This window comes from Paractinoplanes deccanensis (genome assembly GCF_016862115.1).
GTDB lineage: Bacteria > Actinomycetota > Actinomycetes > Mycobacteriales > Micromonosporaceae > Actinoplanes > Actinoplanes deccanensis.
In genome coordinates this window covers 71826-93156 of record NZ_BOMI01000002.1, presented here as the reverse complement: position 1 = coordinate 93156, position 21331 = coordinate 71826, and the positions used below count along the sequence as shown (strand labels likewise).

15 protein-coding genes and 1 pseudogene are annotated in these 21331 nt (G+C 71.1%); 11 read left to right on the top strand and 5 right to left on the bottom strand.

The features are described 5' to 3' along the window. Nucleotides 1-436: 436 nt before the first annotated feature. Nucleotides 437-802 (bottom strand): GntR family transcriptional regulator, encoded by a 366-nt coding sequence (locus tag Ade02nite_RS00515; RefSeq protein ID WP_239168419.1) that lies wholly within the window; start codon nucleotides 800-802, stop codon nucleotides 437-439. 73 nt (nucleotides 803-875) lie between these two features. Between Ade02nite_RS00515 and Ade02nite_RS00510 the strand changes: the two genes are divergently transcribed. The 8 genes and pseudogenes from Ade02nite_RS00510 to Ade02nite_RS50570 all read left to right on the top strand — a co-directional run bounded on the left by Ade02nite_RS00510 (nucleotide 876) and on the right by Ade02nite_RS50570 (nucleotide 5642). Further along, the gene (locus Ade02nite_RS00510) at nucleotides 876-1727 is read left to right on the top strand and encodes a replication initiator (protein ID WP_203759384.1); all 852 of its coding nucleotides are present in this window, start codon (nucleotides 876-878) and stop codon (nucleotides 1725-1727) included. After that, nucleotides 1724-1918 carry a helix-turn-helix domain-containing protein gene (locus tag Ade02nite_RS00505; protein ID WP_203759382.1) on the top strand — a complete coding sequence of 65 codons (195 nt, stop codon included), beginning with the start codon at nucleotides 1724-1726 and terminating at the stop codon, nucleotides 1916-1918. The genes Ade02nite_RS00510 and Ade02nite_RS00505 overlap by 4 nt, the downstream gene beginning before the upstream one ends. Further along, the gene (locus Ade02nite_RS00500) at nucleotides 1908-3185 is read left to right on the top strand and encodes a tyrosine-type recombinase/integrase (RefSeq protein WP_203759380.1); all 1278 of its coding nucleotides are present in this window, start codon (nucleotides 1908-1910) and stop codon (nucleotides 3183-3185) included. Before Ade02nite_RS00505 ends, Ade02nite_RS00500 begins: the two co-directional genes overlap by 11 nt. 11 nt (nucleotides 3186-3196) lie before the next feature. Further along, nucleotides 3197-3733 (top strand): annotated as a pseudogene (locus Ade02nite_RS00495) (XRE family transcriptional regulator); the annotation flags it as partial. Continuing rightward, complete coding sequence (locus Ade02nite_RS00490; RefSeq protein WP_203759378.1) at nucleotides 3730-4203, top strand: NUDIX domain-containing protein; 474 nt, start codon at nucleotides 3730-3732, stop codon at nucleotides 4201-4203. The pseudogene Ade02nite_RS00495 and the gene Ade02nite_RS00490, both read left to right, overlap by 4 nt. Nucleotides 4204-4385: 182 nt before the next feature. Further along, nucleotides 4386-4739 (top strand): hypothetical protein, encoded by a 354-nt coding sequence (locus Ade02nite_RS00485; RefSeq protein ID WP_203759376.1) that lies wholly within the window; start codon nucleotides 4386-4388, stop codon nucleotides 4737-4739. Next, nucleotides 4739-5152, top strand: coding sequence for a hypothetical protein (locus Ade02nite_RS00480; protein WP_203759374.1), 414 nt, complete (start codon nucleotides 4739-4741; stop codon nucleotides 5150-5152). Before Ade02nite_RS00485 ends, Ade02nite_RS00480 begins: the two co-directional genes overlap by 1 nt. Before the next feature lie 10 nt (nucleotides 5153-5162). Next, nucleotides 5163-5642 carry a LuxR C-terminal-related transcriptional regulator gene (locus Ade02nite_RS50570; protein ID WP_203759372.1) on the top strand — a complete coding sequence of 160 codons (480 nt, stop codon included), beginning with the start codon at nucleotides 5163-5165 and terminating at the stop codon, nucleotides 5640-5642. On the opposite strand, the gene Ade02nite_RS00470 is transcribed toward Ade02nite_RS50570, so the two are convergent. Continuing rightward, nucleotides 5611-6378 (bottom strand): arylamine N-acetyltransferase family protein, encoded by a 768-nt coding sequence (locus Ade02nite_RS00470; RefSeq protein WP_203759370.1) that lies wholly within the window; start codon nucleotides 6376-6378, stop codon nucleotides 5611-5613. The genes Ade02nite_RS50570 and Ade02nite_RS00470 overlap by 32 nt on opposite strands. 98 nt (nucleotides 6379-6476) lie before the next feature. On the opposite strand from Ade02nite_RS00470, the gene Ade02nite_RS00465 reads away from it, so the two are divergent. Beyond that, the gene (locus Ade02nite_RS00465; RefSeq protein ID WP_203759369.1) at nucleotides 6477-6872 is read left to right on the top strand and encodes a winged helix-turn-helix transcriptional regulator; all 396 of its coding nucleotides are present in this window, start codon (nucleotides 6477-6479) and stop codon (nucleotides 6870-6872) included. On the opposite strand, the gene Ade02nite_RS00460 is transcribed toward Ade02nite_RS00465, so the two are convergent. Together Ade02nite_RS00460 and Ade02nite_RS00455 are read right to left on the bottom strand one after the other, a co-directional pair. Continuing rightward, nucleotides 6869-7276 carry a RidA family protein gene (locus tag Ade02nite_RS00460; RefSeq protein WP_203759367.1) on the bottom strand — a complete coding sequence of 136 codons (408 nt, stop codon included), beginning with the start codon at nucleotides 7274-7276 and terminating at the stop codon, nucleotides 6869-6871. The two genes, Ade02nite_RS00465 and Ade02nite_RS00460, sit on opposite strands and share 4 nt — an antisense overlap. A gap of 104 nt (nucleotides 7277-7380) precedes the next feature. Beyond that, on the bottom strand, nucleotides 7381-8052 hold the full coding sequence (locus tag Ade02nite_RS00455; RefSeq protein ID WP_239168408.1) for a TetR/AcrR family transcriptional regulator: 672 nt from the start codon (nucleotides 8050-8052) through the stop codon (nucleotides 7381-7383). 99 nt (nucleotides 8053-8151) lie between these two features. On the opposite strand from Ade02nite_RS00455, the gene Ade02nite_RS00450 reads away from it, so the two are divergent. Then, nucleotides 8152-9069 (top strand): SDR family NAD(P)-dependent oxidoreductase, encoded by a 918-nt coding sequence (locus Ade02nite_RS00450; RefSeq protein ID WP_203759363.1) that lies wholly within the window; start codon nucleotides 8152-8154, stop codon nucleotides 9067-9069. Between the two features lie 8 nt (nucleotides 9070-9077). On the opposite strand, the gene Ade02nite_RS00445 is transcribed toward Ade02nite_RS00450, so the two are convergent. Next, nucleotides 9078-11492, bottom strand: coding sequence for a golvesin C-terminal-like domain-containing protein (locus tag Ade02nite_RS00445; RefSeq protein ID WP_203759361.1), 2415 nt, complete (start codon nucleotides 11490-11492; stop codon nucleotides 9078-9080). Nucleotides 11493-11694: 202 nt separating this feature from the next. Here Ade02nite_RS00445 and Ade02nite_RS00440 point away from each other — a divergent pair, with 202 nt between their 5' ends. Beyond that, entirely contained in the window at nucleotides 11695-21309 is a 9615-nt protein-coding gene (locus tag Ade02nite_RS00440; protein WP_203759359.1) for an RHS repeat-associated core domain-containing protein, read from the top strand. Nucleotides 21310-21331: the final 22 nt, after the last annotated feature.

The window sequence follows — 21331 nt, the reverse complement described above, 5'->3', positions numbered from 1 at the left end:
CGGTTGCCGTCAAACGCTGAAATTGATCTAAAGATGTCGATGGGGTGTTGCCGGGCGGCAGCGGTCTGCGTGGTGGTGTCGCGTGGCAGTGCGGGGCGGCGTCGATCCCGGAACCGGTGGCCGTGCGCGGGCTGGCGAAGGCATCATCCTGCTAGTCCTGGTCGACTGGCTCAGCTGCTTGGAGGTTCGGGTGTTGGCGGGCGTGCGCGCGGGGGCCGTAGGTCTGTAGCGCGTGCGCGTGGCCCGGCGCAAGCCGGGCCGTTCTTGATTAGGTAGAGCAGTTTTGAACCAGCCTGGTCGCAGCCTGGGTTACTGCTTGGGTTCGCGGGTGCGGCTGCTGCGCCGTTTGGTGGGCGCGGCCGGCGGCTTGTCGTCGCTGGTGACCGCTGCGATGGCCGGTGGCTTGGCGAAGTTGCCGTGGTCGGCCTGGTATTGATCACTTCGTCGATGAGGCGGCCGTGGGTGTCGGCGTGGTCGAGCAGGTCTTGCAAGGCGGCGTTCTTGTCGTCGAGGGTGCGGGCCTGGTGGTAGCGGATGGTGATGGCCTGCTGGTCGGCGAGGTAGGCGGCGACCCGGCGTCTGAGTCGGGGTCGTCGATCGGCTCCTGGAGGACGCCGCTGCGGAGCAGGTCGAAGGCGTCGGGGTGCACGAAGGTGCCCTTGCCGGCGACGGCGTAGGTGATGCGCCGGTTTTGCAGTTCGCGCAGAGCGCGTTGGGCGGTCATCGACGCCACGCCGTACACGTCGGCCATTTTGCGGGCGGACGGTAGCGGGTCGTTGGGGTTGAGGCGTCCGTCGCGGATCTGGTCGAGGATGTCGTCGACGACCTGTTGAAACAGGGATCTGGACCCGGCCGGCTACGACTACGCCGGTCAGGTGCTGTTCAACGCCTATGCCGGGCGGTTGTGGGCGCGGTTCCTCCAGCAGTCCCGGCGGGCCTTGGCCACGACCACCGGCCTACCGCGCGATGTCGCGGCTTCGCCGGTGCGGATGGTGTTCGCCAAGGTCGCCGAGTTCCAAGCCCGCGGCGTGGTCCACCTGCACGCGGTCGTGCGCCTCGACGGTCTCGACGGTCCTGCCTCACTTCCGCAGCCCGGGGCCACTGCCGCGCTGTTGGAGTTGGCGCTGCGGAACGCGGCCCGACGGGTCACGATCGCCGTCCCCGGTACTCGGCAGGTTCCGGCTCGGTCGTTGCGGTGGGGCCGGCAGCTCGACCTCCGCCCGATCGCCATCGACGGCGGCCTGTCGGAGATCGTGGTGGCCCGGTACGTGGCCAAGTACGCCACCAAGGCCGCCGAGGTCGCGGGAATCGATCTCGGCCCGATCTTCTGCCGCGTCTGCGACGGCTACGGCGCTCATCCCGTTCGTGACCAGGGCGCCGGGCGCCTGCTGTGTCGTCGCTGCTCAGGAACCGGACGGCGACCCGACATCGACCTGCGGGAGCTGGGCGATCATGCCCGACGGCTCGTCGAGACGTGCTGGTGGCTCGGCGGGCAACCCGTCTACGCGGGGCTGCGGCTGCGCCGTCACGCGCACACATTCGGGTTCCGAGGTCATTTCGCGACCACGTCGCGGGACTACTCCACCACCCTCACGGCGCTGCGTGCCGAACGTCTCCACTGGACTCACGCACAGCGTGCGGCCGGGCTTGGCCTCGAACCGGAAGCCGTCCTGGTGGTCGGTGACTGGCGCTACACCGGCCGTGCTGGAGAGGCAGGTGCGGTATGAGCACGGACCTGCTGACCGTCGGGCAGGTGATGGCCCGGTTGCAGGTGTCGCGGCACACCGTCTACCAGCTCATCCGTACCCGCCGGCTGCGTTCGGTCCAGATCGGCCGCTGCCGCCGCATCCCCGCCACGGCTCTGACGGCGTACCTGCGCCAGATCGGCGTGGACGGAGGTGACCGGCATGGCCGGTAAGAAACGCGCCAACGGCGAAGGCACCATCTACCAGCGCGCCGACGGCCGGTGGGAGGGCGCCGGTTACGTCCTGGCCGCCGACGGCACCAGCCGCCGGGTCCGCGTCTACGGCGCTACCCGCAAACAGGCCGCCGACAAGCTGACCGAGAAACTCGCCGACTCCCAGCACGGACGGCCTGCCCAGGTCAACCCGAACACGACCGTCGGCGAGTACCTGCTGTCCTGGCTGAACACGGTGGCCGTGCACCGGGTCCGGCCGACCGCCTACACCAACTACGACACCTACGTACGGACATTTCTCATTCCCGGACTCGGCCACCGCCCCCTGCACGCGCTCACGGTCGCCGACGTCCGTACGTTCCTCGACGGCACCGCCGCCGTGTGCCAGTGCTGCGCCCAAGGGTGGGACGCTCGCCGCGACCCGCACCACCGGCGCAAAGACCGGCGGCCTCGCTGCTGCGCGGTCGGCACGTGCTGTCAGCATCGGGTGCAACCGGCGACCATCCGCTATATCCGTGCGGTGTTGTCCGCCGCGCTCGCTCACGCCGTGCGGGAGGAGCTGCTGCACCGTAACGTGGCCTCTGCGGTGCGGCTGCCTACCCCGCGGCGGACCGGCCACCAGCCGTTCACGGCGGTCGAAGCCCGTAGATATCTGTACGCTGCCGCGTTCCACCGTCACGGCCCGCTGTTCGAACTCGCGCTGCGTACCGGCCTGCGCCGGGGTGAACTGCTCGGTTTGCAATGGGCGGACATCGACCTGGATGGCGGACATTTGTCCGTGCGGCGAACCCTGGCGCGGGTCAAGGGCGGGATGAGTTTCCAGCCGCCCAAGACCGAGGCGTCCCGCCGTAAGATCGTGCTCCCGGCCGCCTGTATCCCCGCGCTGAAGCGGTACCGGCAGCGGCAAGACCTCGACCGGCGGGAAGCCGGCGACCGGTGGACCGACCAGGACGTGGTGTTCGCTTCGGCGACCGGCCGGCCACTCGACCGCGCGTACGTGCATCGGCAACACGAGACCGTCTGCTACCTGGCCGAAGTCCGCTACATCCGGTTCCACGACCTGAGACATTCGTGCGCGACGTTGCTGCTCGAACAGGGCGTCGAACTCGTGACGATCAAAGACCTCCTCGGTCACGCCCGGCTGCACGTCACCGCCGACGTGTACGCCCACGTCCGGCCCCGGCTGCACCGCAACGCCATCGAAGCCCTCAACCAGGCCCTCGACCCCGACCAGCCCGACCCCGACCACCGGCCCGGCATCGACTGAGGTGAGGGCGAGCCACCGCCGAAGTCGCCGGGGCCTGGGCGCACCGCGCCGACATCCCGCAAACGTTGTGGACGTCGCTGCTGTCCGGCGCGACCAAATGGATTGACCTGCTCGGCTACGCCTACCCGTTCGTCCTGGAGCTGCTGCCCGACACCATGCAACGGCTGACCGACAAAGCCGCCGCCGGCGCCCGCATCCGCCTGGCGTTCGCCGACCCGGACAGCGCCCACGTGGTCGAACGCGACGCCCTGGAACAGATCGGCGGCACCCTGCCCGGCCGCATCCGCAACGCCCTCAACTTCTGCGAACCCCTCCATAGCGAGGCCGGTGTCGAGGTCGGCCTGCACGCGGTACACCTGTACAACTCGGTGTTCCGCTTCGACAACCAGATGATCGTCACCCCGCACCTGTACCGCGCCCGCGGCTACTAGCACCTCGCCCTGCACCTGCGCGAACTCTCCCCGTACGGCATCTTCGCCTCGTTCGCCGACCAGTTCGAACAGGTCTGGCAGACCACCACCGCCTACCCGCCGGAGCCGGCATCGTGAGCGGCCGGCGCGACTACTACCACGACCCGGCCGCCCCACGCGCTAACAGCCTCGTACCCGGCGGCTCCGCCCTCGTCGTCGACGAACACGGCCGCGTGCACCTGCAACGCCGGACCGACTCCGGCAACTGGGCGCTGCCCGGCGGCACCATGGACATCGGCGAAACTCTCAGTCAATGCGTGATCCGCGAGGTCAGGGAGGAAACCGGACTCGACATCGAGATCACCGGCCTGCTCGGCATCTACACCGACCCGCAGCACGTCATCGCGTACGCCGACGGCGAAGTCCGCCAGGAATTCAACATCACCTACTACGGCCGAGTCATCGGCGGCACCCTCGCCGTCAGCGACGAGTCGACCGACGTGCGGTTCGTCGGCCCAGCCGACTTCGACCGCATCCCCATCCACGACACCGTCCGGCTCCGCCTGCGCCACCACACCGAACACCGCACCACGCCCTACCTCGGATAGCCCCACGGACCGCCCGACGGCCGCTGACGTCGCTGGTTGTCTGCCCACGTTGCCGTCACGGTTGCCGTCAACACCACCCGACAACACGAGCCGCAACCCATCCCACCCACGAAAGACCAGGTGAGAGCCCTGCGCCGATAAGTCACTCTCCGTGTCGTCGAGGAAATTGCCACACGTACTATGTGCTCGCCGGCAACACGCCGGTTCTCGTGCACAACGATGGCTGGAACATCGACCCGGCAAAGTCGACGGCGGTTATGCGCGGCGGCCCATTCGGTGCGATGTATTACCAGCAGGTTCCAGACAGTAAGGGAAACGTTCTCTGGTGGAGCCCAGACAAGGCCGACCATGGCGGCTCCTCGTGGAAGGTTTTCCGGGAAACCGCAACCGGGCTTGAATGGATATCGGACGCTGACCAGAATGGCGATTTCATGCAAAACAAGCACAAAGGAGAAAAGGGAAAATTTATCTCCTTCAAAGATCTCAAGTCGGTCAAGGTGAAGGGCCTGGGATCTGCTTTGGGTGGGTGTAAGTAATGATTGAGACGGCTGATGAGTTCGTTCGCCTCGTTACCAGCGAAGACCCTGCTCAGCGGCGTAGGGCTGCCTGGGAAGACGCGCTCGATGAAGTTTGGACGAGCTTGGTCGCGAACTATCCAGACATGCATTTCTGGGTGGCGAACAATCGTACTATATCGGAAGGGGTGATGCGGTCGTTGGCGGCCGATGATGACTGGCGCGTCCGCGATCGTATTGCGATGAAGAATTCATGCCCTACTGACATTCTTGATCTCCTTTCCTGGGACCCGCACGATGCTGTAGCGGCGGCCGTTGCGGGACATCCGAACACTTCGGACGAGGCGCTTCGCAGATTAGCTAAGCACCCATGGGAAAAGGTGCGCGAGAAGGCGCTCCTGCGACTTAAAGAAAGGTCCGATCGGTCCGGATAGCTTAACGGTGATGTCAGACAAGGCGGCCGTCCGACTTTGTCGTCGGACGGTGGTACGCCGCGATGCCGATGGACGAACTTGCGGTCGAGAAGGACACCGCTTCGCCCTGCTAGCGCTGGGGCTGAACGGGGTCGCTTCGCCACCGGGAGACCCTCGCAACGATCGCCTTGCCGAACCCGCGTCGCACAGGTCGCTAATTGAGCCGGCGGGGTGTGCCGGCGCATTTGCGGCGGCGCCACCAGCTCTCCGCCTACCCCTCGGTGGCAAGGCCGCGTTGTTGTTACCTGAGCCGAGCTCCAGAATGAGGGGACGGGTAATCGGCGCGACCCTGTTCCTCAGTCCCCGCACCGTCGAATGGCACCTGCGCCGGATCTACGCCAAGGTCGGCGTTGCCAACCGCCGCGAGCTGATCACCGCCGGCAGTCGCGCCGCTGAGCTTGCGGCCGGCGAGCGGACGATCAGGCGCCGCCCGGGAGCCGGTCCAGGGTGATGCCGAAGTGCTCCCGATAGGCGGCCCGGAGCGCGTCGTCGCTGGGAAGCGGGGTCTCCTCGCGGGCGCCGCCCTTGGTGCGGATGAGGGTGCGGCCGCTGATGGAGATCCGGGCGTCGCCGTCGAGGCGGGAGCAGACCGGAGCGCGGGTGAAGTGCGATTCCGGGGAGGTCGCCTGCCACCAGCAGGTGGGCGCGAAGTCGGTCAGGGCGCGGGGGCGGGCCTCGATCCGGTATTGCGGGTCGCCGTCGCGGAACACGTCCACGTCGCCGTCCGGGGCGTCGGCCAGCGTGAAACGGCCGCCCGGGTCGTCCTGGCCGGTTCGGGAGCCGAGCAGCAGGGGGTACGTGCTGTGCCGGCCGAAGCCGACGTCGGCCAGCCACGGGCCGTCGTGGTCCGCCGTGCCGACCAGCAGCGCCAGGTGATCGAAGGGCGGGCCGAGTTGGTCCGGCGTCCGGAAGACCCGCGCGCCGACGCGGGCCACCGAGTAGCCGAGGGCCTCCAGCAGCAGGGCGAACGCGCCGTTGAGCTCGTAGCAGAAGCCGCCCCGGCGCCGCCGGACGACCTTGTCGACCAGGTCGTCCGGGTCCAGCGAGATCGGCTCGCCCAGGTGAATGCCGAGGTTCTCGAACGGCACCGCCTCCAGGTGTGCCCGGTGCAGCTCACGGAGGTGTTCCGCGTCGGCGGCCCCCGGCCGCGCGACACCGATCCGGTCCAGGTAGGCGTTCACGTCCATGCCCACAGCATCCGACGTGAACCGCACTTCAGGTCAAGGCTTGCGGGGCCGCCGGGCTACTCTCCGGTGGTTGGCCAGGAACTGAAGGAGAGTGTGCGATGGGAACCCGCAAGGAGATCAGCGAGCTGCCTCCGGAAGCCGACCTGGCCCGGGCCGACTCGCTGGCGCGGGAGATCTTCTCGGACGTGGCGAACAAGTGGGCTTTTCTGATCATCGAGTTCCTGGGGCAGGGCACGATGCGCTTCGGTGAGCTGCGCGACGAGATCGGTGGCATCAGCCACAAGATGCTCACCCAGAATCTGCGCATGCTGGAGCGCAACGGGTTGGTGCGGCGGACCGTCCACCCCACCGTCCCGCCGCGCGTCGAATACACCCTCACGGAGGCCGGTGAGGGGTTGCGCCTGGTGGTCGACGGCATGTGCGGCTGGACCCAGCGGTACCTCGGTCACATCGAGGCGGCGCGCAGCCGGTTCCGCGACCCGGTGGCCGGCTAGTCCAGCACGGCGACGGCTTCCAGCTCCACCAGGTGCTCCGGCACGTCCAGCGCCACGATGCCGAACAGGGACGCCGGCGCGGCCGGGGTGATGCCGAGCTTCGCCGCCGCGCGGCTGATGCCTTCCAGTACCAGTGGCATCCGCTCGGGCCGCCAGTCGACGACGTGCATGGTCAGCTTCACCACGTCGGCGAAGGTCGCGCCGACGCCGGCCAGGGCGGTGCCGACGTTGAGATAGCACTGCTCGACCTGGGCGGCGAGGTCGCCGTCGCCGACCGTCGTGCCGTCGGCGTCCCAGGCCACCTGACCCGCGACGTGGATCAGCTTCGAGCCGGTCGCCACCGAGACCTGCCGATAGATCGGGATGTCCGGCAGCCCGCTCGGGTTCACCAGGGTTACGGCCATGTCGTTCGCCTCCGTGCTCTCTTTCGGTTACTCAGGAACTGTAAGAGACCGGTAGCGAGCAGGGAAGAAGGCACTTTTTGGTGACCAGGTCACCCTCGGGTGCCTCAGCGGCGTGGCAGCACGCCGAGGAGCGTCGCGGTCAGGCTCAGCTTCAGCGCGTCCCGCAGCTCCAGGTGGAAGCGGGCCAGCTCCGGCTCGGCCCGGTAGGCCGCATCGAGGCTGGGCGGGGGTGAGCTGTAGGCGGACAGCGCGCCGGCCAGGACCATGGTCTGCAGGCTGAACAGGGCCGCGTTGTCGGCCAGCTCCGGCAGGTGCTTCTGGAGCAGGGTGGTCATGGTGGTCAGGCGGTCGAGCGAGGCGCGCTTGTAGCGTGCGACGACCTCGACCGAGACGTTGTGCTCGAGGACGCTGCCCTGGGCGCCGAAGAGCTCGCACAGCACGGCCCGCTCGGACAGCGAGCGGCTGAGGATCTCGGCCACCGCCGTGGCCCGTTCGGCCATGGGTGCGGCGTCGTCGACGCCGCCGGCCAGGTCGCCGGCCAGGTCGGTCAGCCACTCGCGCAGGAAGCGGTCGAGCAGTTCGAGCAGCACCGCCTCGCGGGACTCGAAGTAGCGCAGCACGTTGGGCTTCGCCAGGCCGACGCGGCGGCTGAGCTCGTTGAGCGTGACCGCGGCGACGGGCATCTCGTCGAGCATCGTCGACGCCATGTCGAGGATCGCCTGGCGGCGGAGCTCCCGTTGCTCCTCGGTTCGCGCTCGCTGGAAGGTCACGATCATCAGCCTAACTTAAGTACCGCAGGTACGTTGACAACGTACCGCAGGTACTTTAGCGTCATCGTCATCAAGATACCTCCGGTACGTTAAAGGGAGCGCGACATGAGCGAGAAGTGGACGACGGCGAGCATTCCGGACCAGCGGGGCCGGGTGGCCGTGGTGACCGGGGCCAACACCGGGCTGGGATACGAGACCGCCAAGGCGCTCGCCGAGCGCGGGGCGACGGTGGTGCTGGCGGTGCGCGACGTCGAGAAGGGCGAGCGGGCGGCCGCCCGGATGAGCGGCGACGTGACCGTGCAGGCGCTGGACCTGACCTCGCTCGACTCCGTCCGGGCCGCGGCGGCGGCGCTGCGGTCCCGGTTCGACCGGATCGACCTGCTGATCAACAACGCCGGCGTGATGTACACGCCGAAGCGGACCACCCGCGACGGCTTCGAGATGCAGTTCGGCACCAACCACCTCGGCCACTTCGCGCTCACCGGGCTGCTGCTGGACCTGATGCTGCCGGTGGCCGGCTCACGCGTGGTCACGGTCAGCAGCACCGGCCACCGCATCCGGGCCGCGATCCACTTCGACGACCTCCAGGGGGAGCGGTCGTACAGCCGGGTCGCGGCCTACGGCCAGTCCAAGCTGGCCAACCTGATGTTCACCTACGAGTTGCAGCGCCGGCTCGCCCCGCACGGCACCACCTCCGCGCTGGCCGCCCACCCCGGCGTGTCCAGCACCGAGCTCGCCCGCAACACCCCCGCGGCCCTCCGGATCCCGATCACCTGGCTGGCCCCGCTGATCACCCAGACGCCGGCGATGGGCGCGCTGCCGACCCTGCGCGCCGCCACGGACCCGGCCGCGCTCGGCGGCCAGTACTACGGCCCCGGCGGGCGCTACGAGATCAAGGGCCACCCGCGGCTGGTCACCTCCAGCCCGGAGTCGTACGACGTGGCCGTCCAGCAGCGACTGTGGTCCGTCTCCGAGGACCTCACCGGCGTGACGTTCCCCGTCGCTCACGCCATGCCGGTGTGAGCAGGGCGTCAGCCGGTGCGGCGCAGGAGGCGTACGGCGTCCGCGACGACGTAGCCGTCGGCGTCCCCGGTCAGCTCGACCGTGGCCGTGCCGGCGCCCTCGAACGGGAAGTCGCCGATCGCGACCCACGTGCCGCCTCTGGTGCGCTGGTCGACGGCGACGGTCGTGGCGCCGCCGGCGTGGCGCACGGTGTAGGGGGCGTCGGGGGCGCGGTTGTCGTGCGCGGTGTACCAGACGGCGACCTGGTAGACGCCCGCCGCCGGGACGGGCAGCTGCCAGCGGACCCGGGCGTCCGGAGTGCCGGCGGGGGTGGTGAGGTAGTTCCGCTCGCGGTATCCGGCCACGCCGGTGGCCTTGTTCCACGTCCCGGCGAGCGTCTCGAACCCGGCGGCGCCGTTGTCGAGGATCGTGCCCTTGTGCAGCAGGCGCACGGCGTCGGCGACGACGTAGCCGTCCGCGTCGTCGGACAGGCCCACGGTGGCCGCGCCGCCCGCGACGAACGGGAAGCTGCCGAGCCGCACCCACTGCGAGCCCTGGGTGCGCTGGTCGATCCGGAAGGTCGCCTGTCCCTCCGCGTGGCGGACGGTGAACGGCGCGTTCGAGGCGCGGTTCGGATGGGCGGGATACCAGACGGCCACCTCGTACACGCCGGTCTCCGGGACGTCCGGGCGGAAGCGGGCCGTCGCCGTGCCGGTGCCGGCCGGATGGGTGGAGTAGAACTGACCGTAGTAGCCGTCCACGCCGGTCGCGTCGTTGTCCCAGGTGCCGGAGGCGATCTCGAACGAGGCCGCCGCGCTGTTGTCCGCGACGGTGCGCGGCGCGTCGGCCGGGCTTGCGCCCGCCGTCAGCGCGAGCTGGTCGGGCGCGATCACCGTGCCGCCCGCGCGGCCGGCGGCCTCCAGCGTGAAGCGGATCCGGTGGGTGCCGGGCGCCAGCGTCATCGTGCCGAGGGGATAGACCTGGTAGCCCTCGCCCACTGTCATGGTCGGGTCGATCCGGCCCGCCGGCAGGTCGAGCCCGTCGACGCTCGTGCGGATCCGTCCTCGGTCCCGGAGGCGGTGGTGGCGCACGGCCACCTCGTAGCTGCCCGCCGCGGGCACCTCGAACGGCACCTCGACATAGTCGCCGGCCGTCGCCGCGTGGCGTACCCGCTTGCCGCCCCGGGCGTTGGCGTCCGCGACCAGCTGCGGCGCCGGCCCGCCGGCGGTGCGGGCCGCCGGGGTGGCCAGCTCGTACTCGTGGCGGGTGAGCCCGGGACCGGCGGCGACGCTGTCCCGGCCGTTCGTCAGCCACTCCAGGTCGAAACGGGCGAGCGTGACGCGCTCCGGGAAACCGCGTGAGGCCCCGTCGTTGCCGTAGAGCAGCAGGATCGTGCCGTCGGACAGCACGGCCAGGTCGGAGTAGTAGGACGGGCCGGGATGGACCACCCCGCTGTACCGGTAGCTCGCTCCCTCGTCGTACGAGACCGAGACGGTCATGTTCTCCCGGGCGGAGGCGTCCGGCCTGCTGTGCAGGAGGCGGGTGACGCCGCCGGCGGTGAATCGGATCAGGCCGGCGTCGACCGAGACGAACTGCCCGGCGGCGCCGTCGAGGACCGGCGCGGCCCAGGTGGCACCGCCGTCGGTGCTGGTGGAGGTGATGGGATAGCGGGTGCCGCCCGGGTTCCACCGGCCGAGGACCACGACCGTGCCGTCGGCGCGCTCGTGGACGCGGCTCTCGCCGATCGGGTACGCGTCCGAGACCGGCACCGGTGCGCCGCGCCGCCACGTGGCGCCGTGGTCGTCGCTGTAGAGCATGTCCTCGCCGTAGCGCGGGTCGTCGCCGGTCGCCTTGTGGCCGACGGGCAGCAGCAGCCGGCCGCCGGCGAGCTGGATGCCGTGGCCGCGGGAGCCGTGGCTGCGCCAGCCGTTCGGGTCGTTCGCGTAGAGGGCGCTGAGGTCCACCCGGGCGCCCCAGGTCGCACCGGCGTCGTCGCTGCGCTGGTAGAACAGCATGCCGCCGCGTCCCGAGTAGAACAGGAACACCGACCCCGTCCGCTCGTCGACCAGGAGCGTGGGGTTCGCGTACGTGTTCGTGGTGGGGTCGTCGGCGACCACCACCTCGCTGGGACCCCAGGTGTGCCCGGCGTCCACGCTGCGCCGCAGAAGCAGGTCCTTCTCGCTGCAGTCGCAGTCGGTGTAGCGGCCCTCGGTGAGGGCGAGCACGACGTCGCCGGCGAGCGCCCCGCCGGTCGCGGGCAGCGGCGTGCCGGCCCGGACGACCGCGAACCCGTGCACGTGGAAGCGCGCGTACGCGTCGGACGGGTCGGCCGCGTTCCAGATCTCGGTCTCGGTGAACGAGCCGGCCGCGGCGTTCGCCGGGGCCGGGGACGGGATCAGGAGCAGGGCGGCGAGCAGGAGCAGTACCGATGTGCGTGTGAGCATCGCGGGTCCTCGATAGACGGCGGCAGCGCGACGGATCGTAGGACCGTTGCGGACGGCCGTCGTGTGGCGCTCGGCACAACAACGGCCTTCGATGGCGCCTCCGGCGGCGATGAAAGGAAAACCGAAGCGATCCGCAAGATCTCTGGAGGCGCGCGCTCCTAGATTCCCCTCGCAGCTGTGGACGTGATGGGGGCGAGGCGTGATGGCGCGGTCGAGGATCGGTCGGTTCGCGAGCCTGGTGGCACTGCTCGGGTCGGGTGTGCCGGCGAAGGTGCTGGCGGCCGGCGTCACCGTGGCGGTGGCGGCGGGTGCGGCCGGCAACGAGGTGCCGCTCGTCGAGCGGCCGCCGGACGCCGCGGGCGGCAATCGGCAGCCCGCGGCGGTGGCCGCGCCGTCTCCCGGTCAGCGGTGGGCCGCCGCGAGCCCCGCCGAGCCCGCCAAGGGCGGCAGGAACAAGACGCTGCCGGCGTCGCAGCGCGGCAAGTACCCGGCCGTCAAGTGGAAGCCGCAGGCCAACAAGGCGTCCGTCACCGCGGCACCGGCGCGAGCCGTGCGCGGATACGAGCAGGGCGCCAGCGTCCCGGCCCGGACGCAGCCCGGGCCGTTCGAGAAGGTGTACGACAACGCCGACGGCACGCAGACCACCGAGTTCTCCGCCGGCCCGGTCAACTACCGCACGGCAGACGGGACGTGGGCGCCGATCGACACCCGCCTGGAGCCGGACCAGCAGGCGGGCGGCTGGCGCAACGCCGCGGACTCGGTCGGCGTACACCTCGCCGGATCGGCCGCCGCCGGCACGCTGGCCGAGGTGACGTTCGACGAGGGCCACTCCGTCGCGTACTCGATGGCGGGGGTGAGCGGCGGCGTCGCCGGCGCCGAGGGCAGCACGGTGACCTATCGCGGCGTCGCGCCCGGCGTGGACCTGCGGCTGGAGGCGCAACCCGGCGGGCTGAAGGAGACCGTCGTCCTGTCGTCCGGCAAGGCGCCGGCGTCGTTCGTCTTTCCGCTGAAGCTCACCGGGCTGACCGCCCGGCTCGCCGGCGGCCGGGTCGAGCTCGCCGACGAGACCGGGGCGGTGCGCGGCGTGATCCCGGCCGGCACCAGCGTGGACGCGGCCGGCGAGCCCGGCCGGGTCGGCTACGAGCTGATCGAGCGGGCCGGCGGCACGGCGCTGCGCGTCTTCGTCGACGAACAGTGGCTGCGGGACCCCGAGCGCGCCTTCCCGGTCGAGGTCGACCCCACCGTGCAGGTGCCGGTGGACGGCGCCGCCGCCGACAGCGGCATGTACGTGTCGGGCGGGAGCTCGGCGTCCGGCGGCACGCAGCTGCTGGTCGGTTCGAACGCCGCCTCGTACCTCAGGTTCGGCAGCCTGGTCGGCAAGCTCCAGAACCACACCATCTTCGGCGCGAAGCTCTGGGTGGTGAACCACGACGCCGACTCCTGCCGCCCGCGGCAGGTCACGGTGCACCCGGTGACCGGCTCGTGGTCGGCGGGCGGCGGATACTCCTATCCCGGCCCGGCCGTCGGCGCCTCGCTGGCGAGCAAGTCGTTCGCGCACGGCTACATCGCGTTCGGGCAGTCGTCGTCGGCCTGCCCCACCGCCGGTGAGCTGATCGACCTCGGGGCCGGCGGCCGCGATCTGGTCCAGCGCTGGGTCGACGGCACCCAGGCGAACTACGGGCTGTCGCTGCGCGGCTCGGCCGGCAAGAAGTTCGCCGGCAGCGGGACGGCCAACCCGCCCAAGCTCTACGTCACGCACAGCCCGTACTACGCGACCTACTCCATCCCGAACCCGGTGCCGAACCCGGTGGTGCTCCAGAACCAGGACGGCAAGATCAAGGTTGCGGTGACGAACAAGGGCGCCGGCGCGTGGGCGCCCGGCGACTTCTACCTCGCCTACCGGGCGTACAAGGCGTCCACCGGCGCGGCGGTCACCCAGCAGCGCTCGGCGAACCTGACCTCGACCGTCGCCCGCGGCGGCCGGGTCACGCTCGACGCGACCATCAAGGCGCTGCCGCCGGGCAAGTACTTCCTGGACTTCACGATGGTCAAGGCCGGCGGTCCGGTCTTCACCGACTACCAGGTGCCGCCGGCGCGGCTGGTGCTCGAGGTCTTCAACGTGCCGCCGGTCGTGCAGGAGCTCTATCCGCCCAACGGATACCAGGCGCCGACGCTGACGCCCCAGCTCTGGGCCAGGGCGCTGGACATCGACGCGCCGCCGAGCTCGTCGCTGCAGTACAAGTTCGAGGTATGCGACCGCGACGCGTCGGGCACCGCGGTGAGCTGCACCAACTCGGGATACACCACGAAGACCGCGTGGACGGTGCCGGCCGGGCGGATGGTGTGGAGCAAGGCGTACCTGTGGCGGACGTTCGTCAAGGACGCCTCGGCCGAGGTGACCTCGCCGTACTCCACAGTGCTGACCGCCGTGCCGCAGCCGGAGATCACCTCCCGGATGTCCGGCTCCGGCGGCGGCGACCAGGACTTCGACCCGCAGGTGGGCAACTACAGCACCGAGGCGCTGGACGCGTCGGTCGCCACAGTGGGACCGGAGCTGCGGCTGATCCGCACCTACAACAGCGCCGACCCGCGCCGTGACGGCCTGTTCGGCGCGGGCTGGACCAGCCGGTACGACATGCGGCTGGTGCCCGACGACGACGGGTCCGGCAACGTCGTGATCACCTATCCGGACGGCCGGGCCGTGCGGTTCGGCCGCAACGCCGACGGCACGTACGCGGCACCGGCCGGGCGCATCGCGAAGCTGGCCGCGGAGCCGACGGGCTGGCGGCTCACCGGCGCCGACGGCACGGCCTACGTGTTCTCGCTGGCCGGGCAGCTCGCGAAGATCCTCGACGTGGTCGGGCGGGCCGTGACGCTGACCTACAACACCGCCGACGGCAGGCTGACCAGAGCGCAGGTCGCCAACAGCCAGAGCAACACCGCCGGGCGGTCGCTGACCTTCACCTGGAACGGCGGGCACGTCGCGAGCGTGGCCACCGACCCGGTCGACGGCACGAGGCTGACCTGGAACTACACGTACACCGGCGACCTGCTGACCAAGGTGTGCGCGCCCGGCGGTGGCTGCACCTCGTACGAGTACGCCGGCGGCTCCCACTACCGCAGCGCCGTGCTCGACTCCCGGCCCGAGTCGTACTGGCGGCTCGGCGAGCCGGACGGCGCCGCCGCGGCCAGCGAGGCCGGCGTCAACCTCGGCAAGGACGCGGGCACCGTCAGGAACGTCACGCTCGCGCAGGCCGGTGTGCTCGCCGGCACCGGCAACACCGCCGGCCTCTTCACCGGCACCACCTCCAGCGTGGACCTGCCGAAGGGGACGCTCAAGAAGAGCCGCGACGCCGCTGTCGAGTTGTGGTTCAAGCAGTCGAGCACCGGCGCCGGCGGCCCGCTGATCGGCTACCAGGACAAGGCGCTCGGCTCCGCGTCGACGGCCGGCGTGCCGATCCTCTACGTCGGCACCGACGGCCGGCTGCGCGGCCAGTTCGCCACCGGCACGATCGCGCCGATCACCTCGGCGACCGGCGTCAACGACGGCCGCTGGCACCACGTCGTGCTGTCCGCCATGGGCACGACGCAGACCCTCTACCTGGACAACGTCAAGGTCGGCACGCTCACCGGCACGATCGAGCACTCGCTGCTGACCTTCAACCAGATCGGCTCGGCGTACGCGAGCACGCCCGGGTCCTGGCCCGGCTGGGGAAGCGCCGCGCAGCGGTCCTGGACCGGGACCATCGACGAGGTCGCGTACTACACCCACCCGCTGGGCGCCGCGTCGGTCGCCGCTCACTTCAGGGGCGCCGCGCAGGCCGACCAGCTCGCCAAGGTCGTGTTGCCCAGCGGCAAGGTCGCCGGCACCGCCGCGTACGACACCGACCTCGACCGGATCAAGGAGCAGACCGACGAGAACGGCGGCACCTGGAAGATCGGCGCGCCGGCCGTCTACGGCGGCGACACCGACCTGCGCCGCAGTGTGGAGGTCCGGGACCCGGCCGGCCGGCCCACCCTGTACGAGTACGACGCGATCGGCGGCTGGCTGCTGCGACTCGGCCAGCCCCTGGGCATCGAGGCCCGCGACGACGACGATGTGACCGAGCCGAGCCCGTCACCGTCGACCCCGCCCACCGAGACGTGCGAGCAGCCGGATCCGAACGACCCGGCGTTCTGCACCACCATCCCCGGCAACGCCGGCGGCCCCGTCTTCGTCCGCTACGACGCCGACGGCGTCAGCATCCGCACCTTCGCCTACAACGACGACGGCAGCGTCGGCACGGTCACCGACGAGAACGGCGACACCGTCACGCTGACCTACAACAGTCGCGGCAACGTGACCTCCACGAAGCAGTGCCGCACCGGCACCCAGTGCCACACCAGCTGGACGACCTACCCGGCGACCATCACGAACATCACCGACCCCCGCAACGACCAGCCGCTCGAGATCCGCGACGGCCGGTCCGCGAGCGCTGCCGACCCCACGTACCGGACGGTGCTCACCTATCACGCCAGCGGGCAGCCGGCGACCCAGACCAACCCGGACGGCGGCGTCGTCCGCAACACCTACACCACCGGCGGCGAGGGCGCGACCGGCGGCGGCCTCGTCCCGGCCGGGCTGCCGGCCACCAGCACCGACCCGCGCGGCAAGGTGACCACGTACGCCTACTACGCCAACGGCGACCTGGCGAGCGTGACCGCGCCGTCCGGGCTGGTCACCGCCTACACGTACGACGCGATCGGCCGCAAGACCAGCGAGAAGCAGGTCTCCGACAGCTTCCCGAACGGCGTGACCACCACCTACACGTACGACGGGATGGGCCGGCTGCTGACCCGGATCGACCCGGCCACCACGGACGCGGTCGGGGGCAAGGCGCACCGGCAGCGCACCACGTACACGTACGACGCCGACGGCAACGCCGTCACCATGGAGGTCGCCGACGCGTCCGGGAACGACCCGGCCCGCGCGACGAAGTACGACTACGACGAGCACAACCGGCAGATCCGGGTCACCGACGCGGAGGGCTACGAGACCGAGTACGGCTACGACGGCTTCGGCAACACCGTCTCGATGACCGACGCCAACGGCAACCGCTACGACTACGCGTACACGGCCCGCAACGACCTGGCCGAGGTGCGGCTGCGCGACTGGCGCAGCGACCCGGCGGGTGCGCCGGCCACCGGCACCGGCGACTATCTCGTGCTGCGCGCCTACTCGTACGATCTGGCCGGCCGCCCGGTGAGCGCGACCGACGCGATGGGCCGCCGGGTGGAGAACACGTACTACCGCGACGGCCTGCTCCAGAAGACCGTCCTGAAGGACTTCCACGACCCCGGCGGTGCCACCCGCGACATCGTCCTGCAGGACAACGTCTACGACGGCGCCGGCAACCTGACCAGGCAGGTGACCGACAACGGCAAGCGGACCGTCGAGCACACCTACGACCGCGCCGGGCGGGTCGCGAGCACGGTCGCCGACCCGGGCGGCCTGGCCCGCACCACCACCTACGCCTACGACCTCGCCGGCAACATGACCCGCACGGTGATGTCCGGCAAGGCGTCGAACGTGCCGTGGACGATGCCGACCACCCCGGAGACCGCCGACTACGTCATCGACGACGCCGGCAACGTCACCAAGGAGACGGTCACCGACGGGACCACCACCCAGATCACCACGTTCGCGTACGACCAGCGTGGCCTCACGGTCGCCGAGACCGACCCGCGCGGCAACGCGGCCGGCGCCGACCCGGCCGCGTTCACCACCACCTACCGCCACGACGAGCTGGGCCGGCAGGTCGCGGTGACCGGCGCGCCGGTCCCCACCGAGACCGGCGGCGGGCAGCCGGCGACGGTGCGGCCGACGGTCACCACCGGCTACAACGCGTACGGCGACACGGTTGCCACCAAGGACGCGCTCGGCCAGGTCACCACGGCCGGCGTCGACCGGCTCGGCCGGGCGGTGCGCGTCGCCGCCCCGTCCTACCTGCCGCCCGGCGTCTCCGAGCTGATCCAGCCCGTCACGCTGACCACGTACGACGGCAACGGCAACGCCGTGGAGACCACCGGCCCGCGGGGCGACGTCACGCGCACCACGTACGACCAGCTCGACCGGGTCGTCACCGTGGACACCCCGGGCAGCACGAACGACGAGCGGGCGGTGTGGTCGTACACGTACACCCGCACCGGGCAGCCGCTGTCGCAGGTGGACCCCACCGGGGCGCGGGCCGAGGCCACCTACGACGACATGGACCGGCAGGTCACCAGCACGGCCAAGGAGCGCCGGCCGGTCGCCGCGACCTACACCACCACCGGCACGTACGACGACGCCGGCAACCTCACCCGGGTCGTGTCGCCGACCGGCGCGGTCACCGCGAGCCGGTACGACACGCTCGGCCAGCTCGTCGAGGCCACCGACCCGAACGGCGTGCTCACCCAGCTCGGCTACGACCACGCCGGCCGCCAGGTGCGCTCCGCCGACGCGCTCGGGGCCACGCGCACCACGTACGACCTGTTCGGGCAGAAGACCGCCGAGTCCCGGCTGAAGCCCGACGGCGGTGTGGTCAGCACGATCGGGTACCGCTACGACCTCGCCGGCAACGTGATCGCCGAGATCGACCCGAAGCAGGTCACCACCGGCTACGCCTACGACGCCGGCAACCGGCTGACCCAGCAGGTGCAGCCGGTCAGCGCCACCGAGTCGATCATCTCGCGGTACGGCTACGACGCCGCCGGCAACACGACCCGGTTCACCGACGGCCGCGGCCACTCGACCATCACCACCTACAACTCCCTCGGCCTGCCGGAGTCGCAGATCGAGCCGGCCACGGCCGCGCAGCCGGACGCCGCCGACCGCACCTGGACGTCGGCGTACGACGCCGCCGGTAACGTGATCACCCAGCTCGCGCCCGGCGGGGTCAGCGGCACGGCGGTGTACGACGCGGCCGGGCGGCTGCGCGGCAGCAGCGGCACCGGCGCCGAGTCCGCGACCGCCGCGAAGACCCTCCGGTACGACCTGGCGGGACGCGTGATCGAGGCGAGCTCGGGATCGGGCGTCAACACCTACGGCTACGACGACCGGGGCAACCTGCTGAGCACGGCCGGGCCGGGCGGCACCGCGACGTTCCGCTACGACGGCGACGGCAACCCGGCCGGCCGCACCGACGCGGCCGGCGCGGCCACCTTCGGCTACACCAAGGCCCGGCTCAGCAGCATCACCGACGCGGTCACCGGGACCACTCAGCAGTTCGGCTACGACGCCGGTGGCATGCTCAAGACCATCGGGTACGGCGCCGGGCGCACCCGCACCTACTCGTACGACCCGACGGGCCAGGTGTCCGGCGACACGCTCACCAACGCGGCCGGCGCGACGGTGGTGTCCACGACGTACAGGTACGACGAGGCCGGGCGGCTCACCACCGAGACGCGCGACCGGGAGACCACCTACACGTACGACTACGCGGGCCGGCTGACCGGGCAGACGACGGCGGGCGCCACCACCGCCTACGACTGGGACGCCGCCGGCAACCGCGTCAAGGCCGGCGCCAAGACCGCCTCGTACGACGAGCGCGGCCGGCTGCTCGCCGACGGCGACTACACCTACACCTACACCGCGCGCGGCACGATGAAGACCCGGACCAGCTCCGGGCTCACCGAGCAGTTCGCCTTCGACGCGTTCGACCGGCTGACCGACGCGGCCGGGCAGAAGTACACCTACGACGGGCTCGACCGGGTCGCCTCGCGCAACGGGGTCCCGTTCGCGTACGCGGGCCTCGACGACGAGGTGGTCTCCGACGGCACGTCGGTGTACGGCCGCGGGCCGGGCGACGAGCTGGTGTCCACCGGCACCGGCGGCACCGAGCGGCTGTCGCTCGCCGACCGGCACGGCGACGTGGTGGGTGCCTTCGACCCGGCCGACACCGCGCTGGCGAAACTGCCCGACACCACCGCGTACGACCCGTTCGGCGCGGTCACGGAGCGGACCGGCACCACCGGGGCGATCGGCTTCCAGGGCGACTGGACCGACCCCGGCACCGGCCAGGTCGACATGGGCGCCCGCTGGTACAGCCCCGGCACGGGCGGATTCACCTCGCGCGACACAGTGGACACCAGCGCCGGCGGCGCGGACGGCGGCAACCGGTACGCCTACGCCGCCGGCGACCCGCTGAGCCGGATCGACCCCGACGGGCACGCCTGGTGCTGGCTCCCGTGGTCCAACTGCGGGCCCAAGCCGAGCACCAGCGTCCAGTCGTGCGGGATGTCGCTGCTCTGCTATCTCGGCGTCGAGCTGCCGTACAGCCTGGCCGACGAGATCGCGCAGCAGGCCGAGAACCTGCGGCGCGGTGCGGGCGGCAAGAAGAACAAGTCGAGACTGCCGTCGGGCAGCTACCCGTCGTACGCGCCCGGCCCGGCCGGCTCGGGTGGGGGCGGCGGCGTCAGCTGCGGCTACTGCTACCGCGAGTCGCCGTACGAGCGGGCGAAGAAGGTCTCGGACGCGGCCCGCGCCGCCAACGCCTACGCGGCCAGGCACAAGCCGCTGCCGGTCTACGACGCGGCGCTGCGCCCGGTGCTCAACATGGCGCACCCCGTCTCGTCGAAGGCGTCCGCGCCGGCGAACACCACAGCCACCAGCAAGGACGTCGTCTCCGACCAGCGCAAGGGCACCACCAAGATCTACAATGCCGCGGTCGGCAAGGCCGGGCCGGTGGTCAAGAACGTCTCGGCGGCGGCGTCCACCACGTACACGTACACCTGGACCGACCGCCTGAAGGGCTGGCTCGGTCTCGGCGGCGGAGGCGGCAAGGGCGACCGGCCCGAGGGCACCAAGTGGGCCGGGCTCCGCGACGAGGCCGGCGACCTCTACGACGCCCTCGGCGGCGACGAGATCGACGAGAACTGTCAGGCCGGCACGCTCTACGAGGACGGCGGCATCGGCAAGAGCCTCAGCTGCGTCTTCAACGTCGGGCTGCTGCTCGCGCCGGAGCTGCGCGCGGCCAAGCCGGCCGTCGCCGCGGCCGGCCGGGAGGTGGCCGAGAACGTCACCGGTGTGGCCTGTGCCGCGGCCGGCAACAGCTTCACCGGCGACACCCGGGTGCGGATGGCCGACGGCTCCGCCAAGCGGATCGACGAGGTCCGGGCGGGGGAGAAGGTGCTGTCCACCGACCCGGTGACCGGGCGCAGCGGCGCCTACGAGGTCACCGGGGTGATCGCCGGGACCGGGGAGAGACACCTGGTCGAGATCGCGGTCGACGGCGGCGGCACGGTGACGGCGACCGACGGGCACCCGATCTGGGACGACGAGCGGGGACGCTGGGCCGAGGCGGGTGAGCTGGCTGTCCGCTCGTGGACCGAGCGGCGGACCGTCTACAACCTGACGGTCGACACCCTGCACACCTACTTCGTCGTCGCCGGCGGCACGGACCTGCTCGTGCACAACATCGACTGGCGCAAGTGCGGGCGAGCGCTGACCGCGCCGTTCCGCCTGGCCGGCTCGGCCGCCAAGGGCCTCTACACCCACGTGCTGACCCCGATCGGCCACGGCCTGAGCGCCGCCGGGCGGGGGATCAGCAGGACGGCCGCCCTCGCCCGGCTCCACCTGATCACCGACCCGCTGGCCTACGTCCGGCGGAACCCGGGCCGTGCCGCGTGGCGCTGCCTCGGCATCCCGGTGGTCACGGCGCTGCCCACGGGCGTGGCGGCCGGAATGAAGTACGGGTTCGACAACGGCGCGTGGGTCGCCGGCCTCAGCGCGGGCGGGGTGGCCTCGTACTGCGCGGGCAACATCGTCCACGACGCGTGGCCGCAGAAGAAGCCCTGACATCGAGAACTCTCAACCGAGG

Excerpts from the sequence above, each read along its gene's own strand:
- Ade02nite_RS00460 (WP_203759367.1), bottom strand. The coding sequence starts at position 7,276 with ATGGCCGTAACCCTGGTGAACCCGAGCGGGCTGCCGGACATCCCGATC.
- Ade02nite_RS50570 (WP_203759372.1), top strand. The coding sequence starts at position 5,163 with ATGTCAGACAAGGCGGCCGTCCGACTTTGTCGTCGGACGGTGGTACGC.
- Ade02nite_RS00470 (WP_203759370.1), bottom strand. The coding sequence starts at position 6,378 with ATGGACGTGAACGCCTACCTGGACCGGATCGGTGTCGCGCGGCCGGGG.
- Ade02nite_RS00480 (WP_203759374.1), top strand. The coding sequence starts at position 4,739 with ATGATTGAGACGGCTGATGAGTTCGTTCGCCTCGTTACCAGCGAAGAC.
- Ade02nite_RS00455 (WP_239168408.1), bottom strand. The coding sequence starts at position 8,052 with ATGATCGTGACCTTCCAGCGAGCGCGAACCGAGGAGCAACGGGAGCTC.
- Ade02nite_RS00505 (WP_203759382.1), top strand. The coding sequence starts at position 1,724 with ATGAGCACGGACCTGCTGACCGTCGGGCAGGTGATGGCCCGGTTGCAG.
- Ade02nite_RS00465 (WP_203759369.1), top strand. The coding sequence starts at position 6,477 with ATGGGAACCCGCAAGGAGATCAGCGAGCTGCCTCCGGAAGCCGACCTG.
- Ade02nite_RS00445 (WP_203759361.1), bottom strand. The coding sequence starts at position 11,492 with ATGCTCACACGCACATCGGTACTGCTCCTGCTCGCCGCCCTGCTCCTG.
- Ade02nite_RS00440 (WP_203759359.1), top strand. The coding sequence starts at position 11,695 with ATGGCGCGGTCGAGGATCGGTCGGTTCGCGAGCCTGGTGGCACTGCTC.
- Ade02nite_RS00500 (WP_203759380.1), top strand. The coding sequence starts at position 1,908 with ATGGCCGGTAAGAAACGCGCCAACGGCGAAGGCACCATCTACCAGCGC.
- Ade02nite_RS00450 (WP_203759363.1), top strand. The coding sequence starts at position 8,152 with ATGAGCGAGAAGTGGACGACGGCGAGCATTCCGGACCAGCGGGGCCGG.